Annotated in this window: 20 protein-coding genes and 1 tRNA gene; 9 read left to right on the top strand and 12 right to left on the bottom strand. The window is 70.3% G+C overall.

Features of this window, described 5'->3' with window-relative positions:
* Positions 1-167 precede the first annotated feature (167 nt).
* From ACN26Z_RS07650 to ACN26Z_RS07635, 4 genes are read left to right on the top strand one after another with little or no spacing between them, the layout of a single operon-like run.
* Entirely contained in the window at positions 168-671 is a 504-nt protein-coding gene (locus tag ACN26Z_RS07650; RefSeq protein ID WP_232511059.1) for a sigma-70 family RNA polymerase sigma factor, read from the top strand.
* Entirely contained in the window at positions 668-1165 is a 498-nt protein-coding gene (locus tag ACN26Z_RS07645; RefSeq protein ID WP_093401881.1) for a MauE/DoxX family redox-associated membrane protein, read from the top strand. Before ACN26Z_RS07650 ends, ACN26Z_RS07645 begins: the two co-directional genes overlap by 4 nt.
* Positions 1158-1874, top strand: coding sequence for a DsbA family protein (locus tag ACN26Z_RS07640; RefSeq protein ID WP_093401882.1), 717 nt, complete (start codon positions 1158-1160; stop codon positions 1872-1874). The genes ACN26Z_RS07645 and ACN26Z_RS07640 overlap by 8 nt, the downstream gene beginning before the upstream one ends.
* Positions 1871-2986 carry a hypothetical protein gene (locus tag ACN26Z_RS07635; protein ID WP_421460442.1) on the top strand — a complete coding sequence of 372 codons (1116 nt, stop codon included), beginning with the start codon at positions 1871-1873 and terminating at the stop codon, positions 2984-2986. The genes ACN26Z_RS07640 and ACN26Z_RS07635 overlap by 4 nt, the downstream gene beginning before the upstream one ends.
* Here the strand turns inward: ACN26Z_RS07635 and ACN26Z_RS07630 are convergent.
* From ACN26Z_RS07630 to ACN26Z_RS07615, 4 genes are read right to left on the bottom strand one after another with little or no spacing between them, the layout of a single operon-like run.
* On the bottom strand, positions 2976-3746 hold the full coding sequence (locus ACN26Z_RS07630) for an energy-coupling factor ABC transporter ATP-binding protein (protein WP_421460440.1): 771 nt from the start codon (positions 3744-3746) through the stop codon (positions 2976-2978). The two genes, ACN26Z_RS07635 and ACN26Z_RS07630, sit on opposite strands and share 11 nt — an antisense overlap.
* A gap of 7 nt (positions 3747-3753) precedes the next feature.
* Positions 3754-4524, bottom strand: coding sequence for a cobalt ECF transporter T component CbiQ (gene cbiQ, locus ACN26Z_RS07625; protein WP_282239812.1), 771 nt, complete (start codon positions 4522-4524; stop codon positions 3754-3756).
* 5 nt (positions 4525-4529) lie between these two features.
* On the bottom strand, positions 4530-4916 hold the full coding sequence (locus tag ACN26Z_RS07620) for a PDGLE domain-containing protein (RefSeq protein WP_093401885.1): 387 nt from the start codon (positions 4914-4916) through the stop codon (positions 4530-4532).
* On the bottom strand, positions 4913-5629 hold the full coding sequence (locus tag ACN26Z_RS07615) for an energy-coupling factor ABC transporter permease (protein WP_421460437.1): 717 nt from the start codon (positions 5627-5629) through the stop codon (positions 4913-4915). The genes ACN26Z_RS07620 and ACN26Z_RS07615 overlap by 4 nt, the downstream gene beginning before the upstream one ends.
* Positions 5630-5782: 153 nt before the next feature.
* Between ACN26Z_RS07615 and bcp the strand changes: the two genes are divergently transcribed.
* From bcp to ACN26Z_RS07600, 3 genes are all read left to right on the top strand, one after another.
* On the top strand, positions 5783-6259 hold the full coding sequence (bcp, locus tag ACN26Z_RS07610) for a thioredoxin-dependent thiol peroxidase (RefSeq protein WP_093401887.1): 477 nt from the start codon (positions 5783-5785) through the stop codon (positions 6257-6259).
* 109 nt (positions 6260-6368) lie between these two features.
* Positions 6369-6455: transfer RNA gene (locus ACN26Z_RS07605), tRNA-Leu, on the top strand.
* Positions 6456-6549: 94 nt separating this feature from the next.
* Positions 6550-7098: a GNAT family N-acetyltransferase gene (locus ACN26Z_RS07600; protein ID WP_421460434.1), complete on the top strand. Its 549-nt coding sequence runs from the start codon at positions 6550-6552 to the stop codon at positions 7096-7098.
* 42 nt (positions 7099-7140) lie between these two features.
* Here ACN26Z_RS07600 and ACN26Z_RS07595 read toward each other — a convergent pair whose 3' ends face one another.
* Positions 7141-8136: an expansin EXLX1 family cellulose-binding protein gene (locus ACN26Z_RS07595; protein ID WP_421460432.1), complete on the bottom strand. Its 996-nt coding sequence runs from the start codon at positions 8134-8136 to the stop codon at positions 7141-7143.
* A 444-nt stretch (positions 8137-8580) separates the two neighbouring features.
* Between ACN26Z_RS07595 and ACN26Z_RS07590 the strand changes: the two genes are divergently transcribed.
* Positions 8581-10305: a CocE/NonD family hydrolase gene (locus ACN26Z_RS07590; protein WP_421460430.1), complete on the top strand. Its 1725-nt coding sequence runs from the start codon at positions 8581-8583 to the stop codon at positions 10303-10305.
* 256 nt (positions 10306-10561) lie between these two features.
* Here ACN26Z_RS07590 and ACN26Z_RS07585 read toward each other — a convergent pair whose 3' ends face one another.
* The 3 genes from ACN26Z_RS07585 to ACN26Z_RS07575 all read right to left on the bottom strand — a co-directional run bounded on the left by ACN26Z_RS07585 (position 10562) and on the right by ACN26Z_RS07575 (position 12625).
* Positions 10562-10867 (bottom strand): hypothetical protein, encoded by a 306-nt coding sequence (locus ACN26Z_RS07585; protein ID WP_421460428.1) that lies wholly within the window; start codon positions 10865-10867, stop codon positions 10562-10564.
* Positions 10868-10968: 101 nt separating this feature from the next.
* Positions 10969-11787 carry an MOSC domain-containing protein gene (locus tag ACN26Z_RS07580; RefSeq protein WP_421460426.1) on the bottom strand — a complete coding sequence of 273 codons (819 nt, stop codon included), beginning with the start codon at positions 11785-11787 and terminating at the stop codon, positions 10969-10971.
* 4 nt (positions 11788-11791) lie between these two features.
* On the bottom strand, positions 11792-12625 hold the full coding sequence (locus ACN26Z_RS07575; protein ID WP_282239818.1) for an O-methyltransferase: 834 nt from the start codon (positions 12623-12625) through the stop codon (positions 11792-11794).
* Between the two features lie 105 nt (positions 12626-12730).
* Here ACN26Z_RS07575 and ACN26Z_RS07570 point away from each other — a divergent pair, with 105 nt between their 5' ends.
* Positions 12731-13804: an LCP family protein gene (locus tag ACN26Z_RS07570; RefSeq protein ID WP_421460423.1), complete on the top strand. Its 1074-nt coding sequence runs from the start codon at positions 12731-12733 to the stop codon at positions 13802-13804.
* Positions 13805-13885: 81 nt separating this feature from the next.
* Here the strand turns inward: ACN26Z_RS07570 and ACN26Z_RS07565 are convergent, their stop codons facing one another.
* The 4 genes from ACN26Z_RS07565 to ACN26Z_RS07550 form a co-directional block, all read right to left on the bottom strand.
* On the bottom strand, positions 13886-15367 hold the full coding sequence (locus ACN26Z_RS07565; protein WP_093402050.1) for a sugar transferase: 1482 nt from the start codon (positions 15365-15367) through the stop codon (positions 13886-13888).
* Positions 15368-15518: 151 nt separating this feature from the next.
* On the bottom strand, positions 15519-16619 hold the full coding sequence (locus tag ACN26Z_RS07560; protein WP_421464564.1) for an endo-1,4-beta-xylanase: 1101 nt from the start codon (positions 16617-16619) through the stop codon (positions 15519-15521).
* A 113-nt stretch (positions 16620-16732) separates the two neighbouring features.
* Complete coding sequence (locus ACN26Z_RS07555; RefSeq protein WP_421460421.1) at positions 16733-17899, bottom strand: polysaccharide pyruvyl transferase family protein; 1167 nt, start codon at positions 17897-17899, stop codon at positions 16733-16735.
* Positions 17889-19181 (bottom strand): lipopolysaccharide biosynthesis protein, encoded by a 1293-nt coding sequence (locus ACN26Z_RS07550; RefSeq protein ID WP_421460418.1) that lies wholly within the window; start codon positions 19179-19181, stop codon positions 17889-17891. The genes ACN26Z_RS07555 and ACN26Z_RS07550 overlap by 11 nt, the downstream gene beginning before the upstream one ends.
* Positions 19182-19218 lie beyond the last annotated feature (37 nt).

The following is a 19218-nucleotide window of genomic DNA, read 5'->3' as shown; positions in this document are numbered from 1 at the left end:
GCCGCGTAACCTGGATTGTCGTGATCCCCGCCCCGCGCGACATCCCCGCCACCGCCGACAGCGGCATCGTCGGCGCGGAGCGCGCCGACGGCCCACCCCGGTCACCTGCCCGATCGGCGCAGCAGGCAGAGCCGGACCCGACCGTCGACCCGACCACCCGGTGGGCGCTGGCCGCACGGGACGGCGACCCGGTGGCCCAGGCCGCGTTCGTGCGCGCCACCCAGGCCGAGGTGTGGCGATTCGCCGCAGCGCTTGTCGATCCGGACAGCGCCGACGATCTCACCCAGGAGACGTACCTACGGGCCTTCCGCGCGCTGCCCGCCTTCGCCGGCCGGTCCAGCGCGCGCACCTGGTTGCTCGGCATCGCCCGCCGGACCTGCGCCGACCACCTGCGCACCGTGGTACGGCGGCGCCGACTCGATCAACGGCTCACCGCGCACGCGCACACCGACGTGCCGCACCCCGACCCGGCCGGTCAGCTCGGCGCGAGCGACCTGGTCCGCCGGCTGGCCGCCGAACGGCGCGGGGCATTCGTGCTGACCCAGCTGCTCGGCCTGTCGTACGCCGAGGCCGCCGCGGTGGAGGGGGTGCCGGTCGGCACCATCCGCTCCCGGGTGGCGCGAGCCCGGGCCGAACTTGTCGACGCGGTCGGTGAGGCGTTGGCCGGATGAACAGCAATCTGCGCACCTGGCGCCCCTGGCTCGGTCTCGCCGTCCGGCTCGGCCTGGCCGTCGTCTGGCTGTGGGCCGGCTGGTCGAAGGTCGGTGACCTGGCTGGCTCCGGTCGCGCGGTGAACGCCTACCAGGTGCTGCCGTACGACGTGGCGATGGTGGTCGGTGCGGCGCTGCCCTTCGTCGAGCTGGCGTTGGCCCTGCTGCTGCTGCTCGGGCTGGCCACCAGGCTGGCCGCCGGAGTCTCCGCGGCCCTGCTGCTGGTCTTCATCGCGGGCATCGCCTCGGCCTGGTCGCGGGGGCTGGCCATCGACTGCGGCTGCTTCGGGGTGGGCGGCGAACTGCCGGCCGGGGAGACCCCCAGCTATCTCCCGGAGATTCTCCGGGACATCGGCTTCCTGGCACTGGCCGGGTTCCTGCTGATCTGGCCCCGCACCGCCGTCTCTGCCGACGGCGCGCTGGCGGGCGAACCGGTGGAGGACGACAATGAGTAGTCGCAAGGGACGCAAAGACGCGGCCCGGGTGGTCCGGGAGCAGATGGCCCAGGAGCGACGCCGCAAGCGCACTCTGTGGATCTCCCTGAGCGCGGTGCTGGTGCTGGTCATCGCCGGCCTGATCGGCTGGAGCGTCTGGTCGAGCCAGAAGTCCGACGAGTTCACCGCGCCGCCGGGCGCGAACGAGGCAGGCACCGGCGTCGTGGTCGGATCCGGGCCGGTGACCATCGACATCTACGAGGACTACCTCTGCCCGGCCTGTAAGCAGTTCGAGCAGACCAGCGGTGCCACCATCGAGCAGTTGATCGCCGACGGCAGGGTGCGGGTGGTGTATCACCCGGTGGCCTACCTCAACCGTTACTCCAGCACCGAGTACTCGACCCGGTCCTCGGCCGCTTCCGGCTGCGCCGCTGAGGGCGGCAAGTTCACCGAGTTCAGCAAGGCGCTGTTCGAGCGGCAGCCCCCGGAGGGCGGTGCCGGCCTCAGTAACGACGAGCTGATCGACATCGGGGTCGGGGTGGGGCTGGACCGCGACGCGTTCGGCAGCTGCGTCCGGGACGGCAAGTACCAGCCGTGGACGGAGCACGTCACCGCCGAGGCGAGCCGCGCCAACGTCACCGGCACGCCGACCATCCTGGTCGACGGGGAGCCGGTGCGGGAGTGGACTCCGGAGAACATCACCGCAGCGGTGGAGGCGGCCGGCCGGTGACCCTGCTCGCCCGGGCCGGGCTGCTGCTCGCCGCCACCGTCACCGCGATCCTCGCGACCGCCGCCCCGGCCCTCGCCCACGGCGCTGACGCGCCGAACGGGACGGACTACCGGGTGACCGTCACCGACGCCGGTCGCCCCGACCTGCGGGTGCGGATCATCGAGGCGGGTGCCCGGCTGGAACTTACGAACACCGGCGACACGCCGGTCGAGGTGATCGGCTACTCGGGAGAGCCGTACCTGCGGATCGGTCCGGACGGCGTCCACGAGAACTCCCGCTCACCCGCGACGTATCTCAACCGCACCATCGCGGGCGACACCGCCCTGCCGGCGGAGGCCGACCCGGCCGCCGAGCCGCGCTGGCGGCGCGTCGACGGCGGGACGACGGCCCGTTGGCACGACCAGCGGGCCCTGTGGCGCGAGACGACACCGCCCGCGCAGGTCCGCGCCGCACCCGACCGCGAGCACCGGGTACGCGACTGGGTGATACCGCTGCGCGACGCGGACGGGCCGCTGGAGATCCGCGGCGCCCTGGACTGGGTGCCGCCGCCGGACGCGTACACCTGGTGGGTGGTGACCGTCGTCGGTGCGCTGGCGGTCGGTGCGCTCGGGGTGCTGCCGGCGACGTCCGGCCCCGGCCGGCGGGCGCTTGTCGCCCTCGGCGGGCTACTGATCGTCGGCGGGGCCGCGGCGATCGTGCTCGCCCTCGGACGGACGCTTGACGCCGGGGCAGAAGGACCGGGCGGAGTGCTGGCCGGCCTGCTGACCGGTCCGGTATGGACCCTGCTGACCGGCCTGGGGGCGATCGCCGCCGGGGCGCGGGCGATGACCGGCGGCCACACGTCGACCGACGGCGGTGGAGCGGCGTCGGCTTCCCGCTCCCACGCCGACTTCCTGGTCGCGCTCGCCGGGGTCTGCCTGGCGTTGTTCGCCGGGGTGACGAACATCGCCGGGTTCGCCCGGGCGGTGCTTCCGGTGCCATGGCCGCCCACGATCGCCCGGGTGCTTGTGGTTCTCGTGCTGGTCGCCGGTGCCGGCGCGCTGGCCGCCGCATTGCTGCGCCTGCACGCCGCGGCCCGCCACGCGGCTGGGGCGACGGCCGCTACTCGCTGATCGACCTACGCCCCGGGGTGGGACGGAACGGGTAGGGCAGTTCGAGGCGGTGCCGGGCGAGCAGTTCCTCGTCGTCGAGCAGGACGGCTGTCGGCCCGTCGGCCACGATCCGCCCGCCATCGAGGATGACCGAGCGGTCGCAGAGTTCGTACGCGTACGGCAGGTCGTGGGTGACCATCAGCAGGGTCACCGGCAGGGTACGCAGGATGCCGGCCAGTTCCCGCCGCGCCGCCGGGTCGAGGTTGGACGACGGCTCGTCGAGCACCAGGATCTCCGGACGCATCGCCAACACGGTGGCAACCGCCACCCGACGGCGCTGCCCGAAGGAAAGATGGTGCGGGGTGCGGTCGCGGTGCTCGGACATGCCCACCGCGGCCAGCGCCTCGTCCACCCGGGCGGCCAGCTCCGGCCCGCGCAGCCCGAGGTTGGCCGGCCCGAACGCCACATCCTCGGCGACGGTGGGCAGGAAGAGCTGATCGTCCGGATCCTGGAAGACGATGCCCACCCGGCGGCGGATCTCCGCCAGCGTCGCCCGGTCCGGGCCGACGGTCAGACCGCCGACCGCGATCTGCCCCTCGGTGGGCGTCAGGATGCCGTTGAGGTGCAGCACCAGCGTGGTCTTGCCGGCGCCGTTGGGGCCGAGCAGGGCGACCCGCTCGCCGCGCCCCACCGTCAGGTCGACGCCGTCCAGCGCGACATGGTCGTCGGGATAGGCGTAGCGGACGCCGCGGACGTCCAGGCTGGGCGGGGTGGGTTGCACGCTTCGATCATGTCAGGACGGCGGCGGTGGCGGCGACGGTGCCCGCCAGGACCGGCACGGTGGCCGCGATCAGCCACTGCCCGGTCGTCGCCGCCGCGGTGCCCTGCCACACCGTCGGCATCCGACCGGTGTAGCCACGCGACAGCATCGCCAGGTAGACCCGTTCGCCGCGCTCGAAGGCACGCAGGAACAGCGCCCCGATGCCGGCGGCGAAGCCGCGTAGCTGCCACACGAAGCGCGGGTCGTCGCCCCGGGAGATCCGGGCGACCCGCATCCGCCGGGCCTCGCCGACCAGCACGTCGAGGTAGCGCAGCATGAAGGTGGCGATCTGGGTGAGGATCTGCGGACAGCGCAGCCGGTCCAGCCCCACGATCAGGTCACGGGTGCTGGTGGTCGCCGCCAGCAGCAGCGACGCCCACACGCCGAGGGTGCCCTTGGCGATGATGTTCCACGCACCGTAGAGACCGTCGACCGACAGGTGCAGCCCGGCCACGTCCACCCGCTCGCCCGCGCCGAGGAACGGCAGGGCGAAGGCGAAGAGCACGAACGGCAGCTCGATTGTCGAGCGCAGCAGCAGCCAGCGGGCGTTCACCCGGGCCAGCGCCGCGACGGCCGCGACCAGCAGGGCGTACGCGCCGAAGGCCCAGAGCGCCTCGCGGGGGGTGGCGACCACGGCGATGGTGAACGCCACCATCGCCGCGATCTTGACCTCCGGTGGTAGCCGATGCACCGACGAGTCGGACGCCCGGTACAGCACATGGGCGTGCCCGGCCCCCACCTCGGCTACCCGCCGCTCGTGGTGGCCGGGTCGGTGCGCTCCGCTCCGGTCGCGTTCTCCGCCGCCGGCTGCCGGCGGCGGACCAGCCAGAAGGCACCGCCTGCCACGGCGAAGGTGAGCAGTACGCCCAGCACGCCGGAGAGCCCGGTGGAGAGGAAGTCGTTGTCGATGCCCGCGATGCCGTAGTCGGCCAGCGGTCCGCCGATCTCGTGCTCCCGCTCCTGCTGCGCCGGGCAGCTGCCGCCGGTGATCTCGTCGTCGGCGTCGAAGGTGCAGCCCTCCCGCAGCGACGAGTCCAACCCGTCCGGATGCGACGAGGCGAAGTTGCTGACCACGCCGGCCAACAGCAGGGAGACGAGGAGCCCACCGACGAGGAAACCCCACTTTTTCACCGGACACCTCCGACGGTCGGGACGGTCACCGGCGCGGCCGGCTTCAGGGCGCGCAGCGCGTACACCAGATCGGGGCGGACCTTCGCCACGGTGACCACGGTGGTGGCCGTGATCAGCCCTTCGCCGATGCCGATGAACAGGTGGGACACGGCCATGGTGCCGGCCAGGCCGGCCTGGTTGCCGCCGAGGTCGGTGGTCCCGCCGAGCTGGTACTGCAACACGAAGCCCATCGCCGCGACGACCACGCTGACCAGCGCGGAGACGAAGGCGGTGGCCGCCAACCCGGCCGGGGTGCGGGGCAGTACCCGGAGCAGCAGCGCGATCAGCAGGTACGCCACGGCGATGCCGATGACGGCCATGTTGGTGATGTTGAGCCCGAGCATGGCCACGCCGCCGTCACCGAAGACGAGGGCCTGCACCACCAGCACCACCGCGACGCAGAGCGCGCCGACCCAGGGCCCCACCAACATGGCGGCGAGCGCACCGCCGAGCAGGTGGCCACTGACCCCTGCGGAGAAGATCGGAAAGTTGAGCATCTGCACGGCGAAGATGAAGGCGGCGACCAGGCCGGCCATCGGCGCCAGCCGGTCGTCCAGGTCCTGCCGGCCACGCATGACGCAGTACGCCATCGCCGCCAGCGCGATCACCGCGAACACCGCGGCGACCGGACCGTTGATGATGCCGTTGGAGATGTGCATCGCCAGGGCTTCCACGTGACCTCCCACGTGCCGGCGGACCCGTGCCCACCGGCAGAGGTGAGCGTATTTCCCGTACCACGCTGTTGCCAATAGCTGGCAACAGTGCCGTACGCCTCGCTCCCGTGCGGCGCCGGCCGGGCCGACGCAGCCCGACGGTAGGGTCGTGCCATGACCGCACCCGCCCGCCTCTCCCCCGGTGACCCGGCGCCCGGGTTCAGCCTGCCCACCGACAGCGGCAGCCAGCTCGCCCTGACCGACCTGCGCGGGCGCAAGGTCGTCCTGTACGCCTACCCCGCCGCGATGACTCCCGGCTGCACCAAGCAGGCCTGCGACTTCCGCGACTCGTTGGCCTCGTTGCAGGCCGCCGGATACGAGGTGGTGGGCATCTCACCGGACAAGCCGGAGAAGCTGGCGAAGTTCCGCGAGCGCGACGCGATCACCTTTCCGCTGGTCGCCGACACCGACAAGTCGGTGCTGACCGCCTACGGCGCGTACGGCGAGAAGCAGATGTACGGCCGCACCGTCACCGGCGTGATCCGCTCCACCTTCGTCATCGACGAGGAGGGCCGGATCGAGCGGGCACTCTACAACGTCAAGGCCACCGGCCACGTCGCCAAGCTGCGCCGCGACCTCGGCCTGGACTGAATCGTCGCACCGGTCGGCGCGACCGACGGACCCGGATCCCGTTCCGCCCATCCCCGGGGGAGGGCCGGGCTCGACACGGCCAGGTGTCGCTCTAGAATCACTCAGGCCAGCGGGAGTGGCGGAATCGGCAGACGCGATAGGTTTAGGTCCTATTGTCCGAAAGGATGTGGGGGTTCAAGTCCCCCCTCCCGCACCAGTGGACGCTCTCCCAAACAAGAGGGATCAAAGGCGCTGTCGGGCTCGTCACCATCTCGGGCGGTGGGTACGACTCGCGGGTCAGGATGACGGGCGTGAGCCTGCGCTTCGTCCTCGACCCGGAACTGACCGCTGAGCTGCGCGAACGGATCGTCGCACTCTGGGTCGACGTGACAAACGCCGGCGGTGCCGTCGGTTTCGTGGCACCGGTCACCGCCGACGAGGTCCGCACCATCGCCGACCCGACGCTCGCCGGCATCGCGGACGGGCCGGACCGGTTGCTCCTCGGCTACGACGGCGATCGGCTGGTCGCCATGGCGATCTTCACCGATCCCCGGTTCCACCTGAAGCCGCACCTACGGGTACTCACCCGGGTGATGGTGCATCCGGACACGCAGGGGCGTGGTTTCGGCGAGGCGCTGATGCGCGAGGCCGAACGGATGGCCCGCCGCCTCGGGCTGGCGGCGCTGCACGTCACCATCCGCGACGGGCTCGGGCTCGACCGGTTCTACCGGCGGCTCGGGTACCGGGAAGTGGGCCGCTGGCCCGCGGCGATCCGGGTCGCTCCCGGCGACGACCGCGACGAGATCCTGATGTGGCTCGGCCTGACCACAGACCGGCAGGATCACGGCACGAGCGACTGACCGGGCTCCGGCGCGGGCGGTCGAAGCCCGCCGGCCGCAGCGTCAGCCGCAGCTGGGCGAGGGCGTGGCGGGCGGCGCGGCGGCGAATGCCTCAACCGCGGTCGGCTCGACCGACGCGGTCGCGTCGGTCGTCAACGCGACCGACGGCGTCGGCCGGGCCGAGGCACGCGTCGACGCGCTGGCGGACGGTTTCGGGCGCGCCGACGGCGTTCCGGTACCCGTGGCCGACCCGCGTGAACTGCCTCCGTACATCCGGACGGAGCTGCGCTGCACCGTCCCGGGTGCCATCCGGACGCCAGTGGCGGTGACCCGGTGGCCCCGGGTGTCGGTGACCCGGATCTGGTACGGACCAGGCCCGGCACCGGAGTCGATCAGCCAGTAGTTGTAGCTCTCCCGAGTGGCGGTCCGCCACTGGCCCGAACTGCCCTGACGCACCTCGACCGAGCGCAGCGGGTTGCCGTGGTTGGCGATCAGGACGGCGAACCACCACTGCGACGCGCCCTCCTTGATCCGGAAGGTGAGCGGACCGGGCAACGGCGGATCGACGACCAGCCGGTAGTTGACATCGACGATGCCCTGCACCGGGTCGGCGATGCGGGCGAACGCCTCCCGGGACAGGTCGAGATGGCCGGGAGCGCACTCGGGGCACTGGTCCATCACCATGACCCGTACGGTGCCCTTCGGGCCGGTCACCTCCAGGTATCCGCCGCAGGCGGCACCGTCGGCGTACTCGGACGGGCCGAGCGCCACGTAGCGCCGGTCGGCGGGGGCGGCCGGGTACGAGCAGTTCCCGCCCGCGCCCTTCGAGTCGTAGAAGGTGGCCTTTCCCTTGTGGACGGTACCGGCGGCCGGCGGTGCCAGCAGCCCGCCGCCGGCGCGGAGCGCGGCACAGGCGGGGGCGGCGCCCGAGCGCACCGCGAGGGTGACCCCGAGGAGTACGGCGAGCGCGGCGACGCTCCCACCGGCGAGCCAGCGGCCCAGAGCAGGACGGGACGCAGGCATCCCAGGCTCGTCCGCGGCGGTGGTGGCGTCGGTCATGAGGACCGATGCTGCCGGACCAGCGGGCTGGCGGACAAGCGAGCTAACTGAAAACTAAGCCTGGGCAACACCCACCCGCGGCTCCCGTAGCGAACCATGCCGATGCGCCGGCCGGAAGGGCGGAACTCCGAATTGGACACTGATCACAAACGGGTTCTCGTCGGACTGCATCCCTGACACGGTGTTCGTGGATGCGCATTCCGTAATTGACAGGAATGCCATCCACGCGGGGATGAGGGCGTGGGTGGCACATGACCGAACGGATGATCATTGTCTGCACACGCACGAACAAGGCGGTCGGCAGGCGTTCTCGCCGCGGTACTGGCAGTCTCGACGGGCGCGCTCTTCGCACCCGGTCAGGCGGCGGCGGCCCCACCCGAGATCGCTGTTGAGGACGGCGCCACCCAACCGGTCTTCTCCCTGGCCAACGCTATCAACGAGACCGTGCATGTCGATTCGGACATGGACAGCGACGGTGACGGCCTGCTCGACACCATCACCGTCCAGCTGATCCGGCCGGCGGAGACGGCCGACGGCATGCAGGTCGCATCGATAGTCAAGGCAAGTCCGTACTGGACGGTCCAGAGCACGGCGGCCCGCCGCAGCACGGTGACCGACCCGATCGGTGATCCGGCCGTCCACTGGAGCGGCTGGTTGGACGAGTACTTCGTACCGCGAGGCTACGCGGTGCTCGAGGTGGAAATCGCCGGTACGGGCACGTCCGACGGGTGCCTGTCGGTCGGTGGCGAGTCGGACGGACGGAGCGTGGCCGCCGTCATCGACTGGCTCAACGGCCGCACAACCGCCAACTATGCCGACGGCACCGCTGCGGTCGCGTCGTGGAGCACCGGCAACGTAGGCATGTACGGAGTCTCGTACGACGGCACGCTGGCCACGCAGGTGGCCGAGACGGGCATCGACGGGCTCAAAACGATCGTGCCGGTCAGCAGTATCTCCAGCTGGTACGACTACACCCGGGCCCAGGGCATCGGGTACCGCAGCTGGAGCGTCCGCTACATGGAGGGGTTCACCTCCCGCTGGGGCAACGACCAGTCCCTGGTGAACTGCACGGCGCAGTACCAGGCCATCGGTGACGGTGAGACGCTGGCCGAGTGGGACTACAGCCCCTTCTTCGCGGAACGTAACTACCGCAACGACGTGGATCAGGTCCAGGCATCGGTGTTCCTCGTGCACGGGCAGCGTGACGACAACGTCAAGACCACCCAGTGGGGCCGTTACTGGGACGAGTTGGTTACGCATGACGTCCCGCGCAAGGTGTACCTGCACGACGGAGCGCACGTCGACCCGTTCTACAGCGAGTCCAAGGACCCGGTCGGCCGGTGGATGGACTACTGGCTGTACGACATCGCCAACGGTGTGATGAACGAGCCGCAGGCCACCATCGCGCGACCGGACGGCACCCAGGTGAACGAAACCGGGTGGCCGCCGGCCGGCACCACGGACACGTCGCTGTACCTGGGCCCGGCCGGCAACGGGGGCGCCGGCAGCCTGACCACCACCGCGGGAGCGGGCAGCCAGCAGTTCACCAGCTCCGGCGCGGTGGCGGAGTCGACGATGCTGGCGAGCCCCGGCACCGTGCGGAGCTACCGGCTGGCGTATCTCGGGCCGACCCTCGCCTCGGAGAGCCGGCTCTCCGGCGCCGCCCGCATCGAGGTGACGTTCACCTCGGCCACCACGAGCACCCCGCTCACGGCTCTGCTCGTGCACTACACCGGCGGGTCGGTCACCCGCGTCGTGGCACGCGGCTCGCTCGATGCCAAGAACCGCCTGTCGCTGACCACCGGCACTCCCCTGACTCCGGGGCAACAGGCCACGGGCACCGTCCTGCTGGAGCCCAAGGACTACGTCTTCCCCGCCGGCAGCCAGGTCGGTCTCATTCTCACCGGCAACTTGAACGCGTTCGTCCACTCGGACCCGCTGGCGGGCCAGCTGACGGTGGCGCTCGGGTCCAGCCGGGCGATCCTGCCGCTTACCGTCGCGCCAGCCCCGTCCTGCACCGACCCGGCGTGGAGCCCCGCGGCCATCTACAACACCAACGACGTGGTGTCGCACAACGGCCACCGCTGGCGCGCCCAGTGGTGGACGCAGAACCAGGAGCCGGGCACCACCGGTCAGTACGGCGTCTGGGTTGACCTGGGAGCCTGCTGACCTTCCCACCCTGAGGGCCCGCGCCGAAGACCGGCGCGGGCCCGACGGTCGTATCGGCGGGTACCGCAGCCTGCTGGTGCTGCGAAAGGGCCCTGGATCACGCGTGGCAAGGGGTGGCCACCGCCCCGCCGGCCAGCCAACGACGCAGCGCGGAACGCTGAGTCGGTGCCTGGTCGGCGGGGCCGTCGATTCCGTCGGTCACGTGCAGACATGCTGCCGGAGACTCGACCGCCCGGACAAGCGAGCTAAGCGAAAGCTAAGACAAGATCCATCTCGGCTGGGCGGTGGCCACCAGCCGGCGCAGCGGTTCCACGGCGTCCGGGTGGCTGCGCAGCGCGTCCTCGATCCGGACCCGCCACACGCCGGCCTCCACGAGGTCACGGCCGTCGTCCGGAGCCGAGCGCAGCCGGTCCCGCGTCTCCCGCAGCGACTGCGCAGTCTCCTCGCCCAGCAGTCGTTCCAACTCACCGGCGATGCTGCGGAAACGCTCGTCGTCGGGTACCGCCCCGACCAGCGTCCGGGCTGCGTCCCACGCCACCCGGGGATGATGGATCACCGACATCTCAGACTCCTTGGTCGAGGGCCCCTTCGGCCATCATCGATCCGCTGGTGGCTCAGCGACAAGGGCTGTCCGCCGGTCGTCGCCGAGCCGTGTCCGCCCGGTCAGTCGACAAGTTCCACCGGGTCGTCGAGCTTCACCTCACCCGCCTCCAGCGGCACCAGGTTCAGTCCGAAGAGGAGCTTGCGATCGATGTTGCGGTGCCGGGCCAGGGTACGCAGCGGCTCCCGGCCGCGTACCCCGGTCTCCTGGTCGGTGGCGATGACCAGACAGCGGGCCGACAGGTCGGCGGCGCGGAAGCGGACGGACCCGATCCGCAGCCCACGCCCGACCCACTCGTCCTCCGCCCAGGCAGGGGCGCCGTCGACCACGAGGTTCGGCCGGAAGCGGGTCATCGGCACCGGTTGCGCACCATCCGCGACGAGCCAGTCGCCGAGCGCGGCCAGCGACGCCGTGCTGGTCAGCAGCACCGGGTACGCGTCGGCGAAGCTGACCTGGTCACCGGGGTCGTACTTCCGGTCGCCGCGCGGGACGTGCCGGGCCGGGCGAGTCAGCCGGACCAGCCGGACCGGCCGGTCGAGCACCGCGCCGAACCAGGCGTCGGCGGCGGGGCCGGCGGGCAGCGCGTCGACAGTCAGCACCCGCCTGCGGAAGGTCCGCACCGCAACCGGCGTGATGTCGGCCGGCACCGGCACCACCAGGTCGGGGTGGCCGTCGGCGCGCAGCAGCAGCCCTTCGGGGTGCGGCCGGGCGTGCACCCGGGCCAGCGCGGTGACCTCACGCTGGGTGACGCCAACCCCGGCGGCGTCGACAAGCATCCACCGCCGGTCGTCGTTCAGCCCCCACGGTCGTACGGCGGCCGCGCCGTGGACGAGGCCACGGCAACCCTTTACCGGATAGGTGGTGATCCCGCTCAGCCGCACCTGGTTACCATGCCACGCCGATGCCGTCGCCCGGGTACCAGTGGTTCGCCGGCGTCTCCCGGTAGGCGAGGAATCGCCGCCCGGTGCGTTCGGCATGCTCGGCCAGCACGTTGGTGTGGGTGACGTTGTCGGTGAGCAGAATCGCGCCCGGGGCCAGCTTCGCCTCGACGGCGGCGAACTCACGCCGCTCGTAGGCACGGCTGTGGTCGCTGTCGTGCAGGAACAGGTCGACCGGCCGGTCCAGCGCCGTGATCGACTCGACCGAGTCGCCGATCACCAGGTCGATCACCTCCGACCAGGGTGCGGTGCGGGCGAGGTAGCCGGCCTCGGGGTTGATGTCGATGGAACTGACCCGGCCGGGGTGCCCCTCGGCGGCGTTGCGCAGCAGCGCGGCGGCCAGTACGCAACTGCCCAGCCCCTTGTCGACGCCGGTCTCGACGATGTGCTTCGGCCGCTTGGCCCGGACGATCGCGTACCAGCCGATGCGGCGGGCATAGCGGACCTGCTTGTCGGCCAGGCCACGACGGGCGGCGCCCGCGACGGCCGAGCTGATGTGCTGCCGCAGCACGTCATCGGACTCGATCTCGGCGAGGTACTTACGGACCTGCTTGACCGGCAGCTCGCAGACGACGCTGACGAACCAGGCGAGATGATGGCGACTGAGCTTGGTCAACTCGTACGTGTAGTTGTGATGCTCCCGCGAGGCGACCAGCCAGCGGGCCGAGGTGCGCAGCACCTTGGCGTCGTGCCGCGCGACGGCGACCAGGCGTTTCGGAAAGGCGGCGACGGGGGCGAGGCGGGTACGGGCGATCGCCCGGCGCAGCTTGACGGCATCCACCGCTGCGTTCTACCAGACGTAGGGAAACAGCGAAGTAACAATGCCCGCCTTGATGGGCCCGGACAGGGCCCACGGCCGGAACGTGAAGTCAGTAGCATCTCCGCCATGTCGAGTGGAGAGCAGGCGGGGACGATCTCCCCGGAGCAGACCCTGCCGACGGGGGACACCGACGGTTCGGAGAAGACCGGCAGGTCGGCTGGCAAGCCACGCCGCCGGTGGCTGCGGATCACGCTGATCGTGCTGCTGGTGCTGTCGCTGCTCGGCGTGGGCGCCGTGGTGGCGAGCGGCTTCTATCTCAAGTCCGTCGAGTCCGACATCGAGCGGGTCGACGCGTTCGACGGCGTACCTGAGGAGACCCGCCCTGAGGTCGTGGCGACCGGCGCGGTGAACATCCTGGTGCTCGGCAGCGACTCCCGCGACCCGGAGAACACGGGTGGTTCCCGAGCTGACACGATCATCCTGGCGCATCTACCCAAGGATCGCTCCAGCGCGCAGCTCATCTCCATTCCCCGGGACACTTGGGTCGCCGTGCCCAGGTCGAAGGAGGGCCGCGGTGGTCGCGACGCGAAGATAAACGCGGCCTACGCCTGGGGTGGCGTGCCGTTGATGGTGCAGACCGTAGAGCAGTTCACCAAGGTCCGCGTCGACCACGTGGCGATGGTCGACTTCGCCGGATTCAAGGAGATCATCGATGCTCTCGGCGGTATCGAGATCGATTCGGAGAAGGAGTTCACCTCCATCCACCCGCCGTTCCGCACCTTCCGAAAGGGGACGCAGCGGATGGACGGCGCGACGGCTCTGGACTATGCGCGCCAGCGCAAGCAGTTTCCGGACGGTGACTTCGCTCGTATCAGGCATCAGCAGCAGGTGATCAGAGCCATCATGGAGAAGGCGACCTCAGGTGGCATCCTCACCAACCCGGTGAAGCTCAACTCGTTCCTCCAAGCCACCTCGGACAGCCTGTCTGTCGACCGGAAACTGTCCCTGTTGGACATGGCCACCGAGAACCGCAATCTCCGCAGCGGGAACCTGTTCTTCCTGACCACCCCGACGAAGGGCACCGGCCGGGTCGGCTCGGAAAGCGTTGTCTTCGCCGACGCGGAGCGGTCCCGCGCCCTTTACGAGGCGGTCCGTGACGACTCGGCCCAGGACATCATTGCCCGCGCCGACCGGAAGTGACGGTCCCGCCCCAGCGGGGGACCGCACGGGCGCAGCACCAACCGTTCGATACGGAACGCCCGGCTCGCAAGGTCGCTGGCCTCAATAGGCACCCCGCCGGTCAAGGACCACCCGGACCGTGTGCCACAGAATGCCCAGGTCGTACACCAACGACCAGTTGTCGACGTAGTGCAGGTCAAGCCGGACCGCGTCCTCCCAGGTGAGGTCCGACCGACCGGAGATCTGCCAGAGCCCGGTGATGCCGGGACGCACCAGGAGACGACGGCGGACATCGCCACGGTAGTCGTCGTCCTCGGTAGGCAACGGACGTGGGCCGACCAGGGACATCTGCCCCATCAACACGTTGATCAGCTGTGGCAGCTCGTCGAGCGACAGTGCGCGCAGATGACGGCCGATCGGGGTGACCCGCGGATCGTTCCTCATCTTGAACAGGAGGCCGTCGCTCTCGTTGTGTGCGCGCAGAGCCTCCAGCCGCTGCTCCGCGTCCGTGTACATGGTGCGGAACTTCCACACCTTGAACGCCTTGCCCTGGTGGCCGATCCGGGACTGCCGGAACATCACCGGGCCCGGGTCGGTGAACTTGATGGCCAGTGCGATGCCGACCAGCACGGGGCTCAACACGATCAGCCCGAACAGCGCGGCAATCCGGTCGATGAGGCTCTTAGCCAGCAGCGACAGACCGGAGATCGTCGGTTCCTCGACGTTGAGCAGCGGCAGTCCCTCGATCGGCCGGACGTGGATGCGCGGCCCGGTGACGTCGGTCACCTGGGGCACCACCACCAGATCGATACCGGTTCCTTCCAACTGCCAGGCCAGCTTGCGCAACTCGTACGACTCCAGGCTGGCCGGCCCGCAGACGGCGATGGTGTCCGCCCGCAACTGCTGCACCAACGGCACCAGGTCCCAGCCCACGTACACCGGGACGGGAGCGTTCACCCGTTCTCCCGATCGCGGATACTGCGGCAGGTGGATGGCGACCGGACGTAGCCCGGCGCCCGCGTTGCGGGTGACCACCTCGTGCACGGCCAGCGCGTCGGCCAGCCGCCCGACGAGGAGCACCTTCTGGGAAGCGCGCTGGTTCACGCGGCGAATCCGCCGCAGCGCGACCCGGGCCACGATCCGGACGAACACGGTGTAGACAAGCAGGCCCACGATGATGGCGGCGACCGTGGCCCGGGAAACGTCCTTCTTGAAGCCGAGGGCGAGGAAGGAGACCGCTGCGGCCATGGCGATGTTGGCCCGTACCACCCGGTTGAGTTCTTCGGTGCCGCGGCCGAGTGCCCGCCGGTCGTACGCGCCGGCGCCGGCCAGGATCACCAACCACAGCAGCGGCACGCCGATATTGGCCACCAGCACGAAGGCGCTCACCGTGTCGCCGAGCACCCGTTGATCCCAGAACCCGGCGTCGGCGTCCTGAAACAGGGCCACGACTGTCCGACTGGCGGCCACCGCAGCGACGAAATCGAGCACGACCAGGCAGGCTGCGTACCGGCGGCGCCACTTCGCCAGCGGAGCGACCGGCCGGCCGAACACCGAGCGCGGCATGCCGTTGGACGGCGGCATGATCACGCCCAGGTCCGGGTCAAACCTTGCCGAGGGCGCGACGGTCGCCATGATCTGCGTGTGCGCGGACACGTTCTTCCTTTCACCAGCCTCTTACCGAGGCAGCGAGGGCGGCGGGGACGGTCCGCCCTTGGTTTGCCGGACCAGGGGATCAGTCCGGGTTGGGACCGGCCCTGGTGGTGCCGGCGTGCCGGCTGAGTTCATCGACAAGCGCCAGGTAGGCGGGTTTCGGCGAGAGGTCCGCGTCGAAGAGGCAGGCTGCCCCGTACCCGCGGTGGTAGCCGGGGATCCAGCTACGCGAGTCGGTGAAGCCCCACACGGTGAAGGACACGCAGGCGGGCACCGCAAGGCAGGAGCTGAGCACCTGCCGATAGACGGCCGCCTGGCGCTTGAGTTTCTCCGGTGTCGCCGGAAGCTCGACCCGGACGTCGAGTTCGGTGATCGCTACCGCTACCCCCAATTCCGCAAAACGGCGCAGATTCCGGGTGAGATCGCGAGGCGGTTCGTCCCAGGCGAGATGACTCTGGAAGCCCACCCCGTCCACCGGTACCCCGTCACGGCGCAGGTCTCGGACCAGAGTCAGCAGAGCGTCGGCCTTCCTGGTACGCCTCTCGATGCCGTAATCGTTTATGAACAGCCGGGCTCCGGGATCGGCGGCGTGAGCCCAGCGAAAGGCATCGGCGATGTAGCCGGGCCCCAACTTGCGCAGCCACAGCGTCTCCCGCAGCGAGCCGTCTTCGTCCAGCACCTCGTTGACGACGTCCCAGGCCCAGACTCGTCCTCGATACCGCGAGACGACCTCGGTCACGTGGTCCCGCAGTTCCGTCCGGATCCGTTCCGCCGGCCACTCCGGCGACACCCATTTCGGCATGTCGCTGTGCCACACGAGGGTGTGCCCGTACACCTCCTGACCGTGCCGCTCGGCAAACTCGACAAGCTGGTCCGCGCCGGGCCAGGCGTACACGCCGGGCAACGGCTCCAAGTTGCGCCACTTCATGGCGTTCTCGGTGGTCACCGCGTTGAACTCGGTGCCGAGCAGAGTGCTGTAGGCCGGATCCAGGCTGAGGCCGCGACCATCGACAGCCGAGCCGATACGCATTCCCGGGGGCGTCAGTTCCCTGAGCGTCTTACGTCCGGGCGCTGCGGGCTCCGACGCAACCGGCGATGATCCGGCCACTTCGGCCGGCTCGCCGCCGCGTGCCTTGACCACCAGAACCAGACCCGTCGCGAAGAGCGCGGCGATCACCAGCATCAGCGACACCAGCAGGATCGGCAGGCGGAGGGACCGAGACCGGCCAATCGGTGTCCGGACCGGATTCGCCGGTGGTGGCCGGGACACGTCGCGGCGGGCCGAGAGTTGGTCAATCACGAGAGGACCGATCCGGGGAGCGCCCAGGGCGCCCGAGTGAAGTTCCATCGGGCCCGCTCGGCGAACTCCTCCCGAGCCAGTCGCGGGGCCGCCTGGTCGGTGAGCATGCCGGCCAGCACCTTTGTCACCTCGACGGAGTCCTCCGGCACCCGAGCGAGTCGCCGCGATTCCGGCTGGCCGATCTCATCCAGGAAGTCGTCGCACTTCTGCTGGTAGGGCACGAGGGCGAACGGAACGTCTGCCAGGTAGGCGAAGACAGCCCCATGCATCCGCATGTGCAGACCGAGGTTGCAACGCTTCATCTCGTCCCAGCACGCTCGCACACCGTCACGGGCGGTCACCACACGGACATCACAACGCCCGTCGAGGGCACGACGAAGTCGTTCGCTGACCCGTTCGTCTCCATGGACGGGGTGGGTGTTGAAGACGAACACCGTGACGTCCACCGGTTCCCGGCGCACCAGCTCACTCACCCCGTCGATCAGCGCGTCCTCGCGCCGTCGCGTCTGCGGGGCGGCGGCCTCGTAGTCAACACCGAGCAGTGTCACACCGAGTCGCGCCCTGGTGCCCTGCGCCCGTTCGTACCGCTGCCCGAGGCGCTCCCCGAGCGCCTCGGGCAGCAATCCCGCGAGGTCTCCGGCGGCAACCAGTTTTCCGGGATGTCCCGCACGCCGGAGAAGGTCAGCGGAGGCCTGGTCACGCACCCCGATGAAGTTGATCCGGCGGAGCACCTCCAGCAGACGCCGCTCGGCCGAGGCTGAAAGGAACGGTCCTACGGAGACGCCTACCGCCGCCATCGGATGCCCGGAGAAACGGGAGAAGAGGGAGAACAGTCGCTTCTCGCTGAGCGGCCCCATGTCCCTGAAGACCGAACCACCGCCGAAAACGAGCATCGAGGAGCCACGCAGCAGCATCGCCTTGTTCAGCACCCAGCCCATCCGGGCCGGGACGCTGCGGGACCGGTACCAGCGGGGGCTCATCCCGGTGCTCTCCGGCGGCAGGTCGACCATGGGCGGGGCCGCGAACACGGGTCGCTCGCTGCCCCAGTACGTCCGACTGGCCCAGTCGGTCACCAGGCAGAAGGCGTTGTCGCCGACGTTCTCCATGCCGTAGTAGCCGACGACGAGCGGCCGGCGAGCGGCGGGATCGGCTTCAGGACGCACTCGGACTCTCCCTCGTCAGACGCCGGCGCAAATCGTGCCACGACGGCAGAGCGGCCCCACGCACCACGCGACGCCGGACCGTGACCCAGAACAGCACACAAAGCGCGGCTTCGGCCACCACGGTGGCGAAAGCTGTGCCCCGCACCCCCCACATGGGAGTGGCGACCGCGAGTGCTGCCAGCAACACCAGGGTGCCCACTCCCTGGTGGACCACCTTGCGCCGGAGCAGACCGCCGCTGGTCAGCAGAGCGGCCACGGCGGCTCCGCCGAAGCGAAAGGGTACGGCCAGAGCCAGCACGGCCAGTACCGCCGCCGTCTCGCCGTACCCGGGGCCGAGCAGAACCGGCAGTAGTTGCCCGCCGAGCGCGACCAACCCCGCGGCGAGGATCCCGAGCGCGAACATTCCCGAGGTGCCGAACCGGTACGCCAGTAGCACCGCGTCCCGGTCACCGCGGGCCCACCGGTGCAGTTTGGCCAGAAAATACTGCTGGTAGACGACTCGCGGGACGAGGTACGCCGCAGTGATCACCGCCATCGGCACGGCCAGCAGGGCCGCAGCCTCGGGACCAAGCACCTCGGCGGCGACGATGGTGCCGAGATAGATGCCCATCAGGTAGAACACGTTGCCCAGTACGAACGGGGTGGCGGCCGTGACCACCCGGCTCACCGGCACGTCGGAGGTCACGGCAGTTGCGGTGCCCCGGTGCCCCTCCAGCGGCACCGTGCCAGCGACGAACGGTCGCAGCACCACGATGCAGGCGACCACGGTGAGCAGTGCGACGACGGCGTAACCAGCGGCGACGGCCACCGCGGACAGTCCGATGGCCCAACTCGCGAGCACCACCAGCACTCGTCCGACGTGCGGAGCGACCTGAAGCACCGACAGCCCGCGGTAGTCACCGCGCAGCTGTTGCGCCGAAGCCACCAGGGTCAGCCCGACCTGAGCGACGATCACGCTGATGAGCAGCGCGCGGATCGACGTCACACCGGGTCCCGCACTCCCGGCGAGGCTCCACCCGAGCGCTGCGGCGAGCACCCCGACACAGATGCCCGCAACGAGCCGTAGCGACGGACGTATCCAGCGTCTTGCTGCGTGGCCTTCCAGGCCAAACCGTTGCAACCAAAGTTCGGAAACGCCGAAGACCACGAGCGGTGCGGCCAGCGCCGTAACAGCCAGGGCCGCGCTGAACGTACCGAAATCGCTCTGCGGGAGGGTGCGGGCCAGCAGGATCTGCGCGAAGAAGGCGGCAACGGTGACGCCGACCTGACTCAGACCCAGCATGCCCAGGTGTACGAGGATCCGGACGAGCCGGTTCGGT

Origin of the sequence: Verrucosispora sp. WMMD703 (assembly GCF_049178935.1) — a bacterium.
Lineage (GTDB): Bacteria > Actinomycetota > Actinomycetes > Mycobacteriales > Micromonosporaceae > Micromonospora > Micromonospora sediminimaris.
The sequence above is the reverse complement of the archived record's forward strand: the minus strand, read 5'-3'. Positions and strand labels throughout refer to the sequence as shown.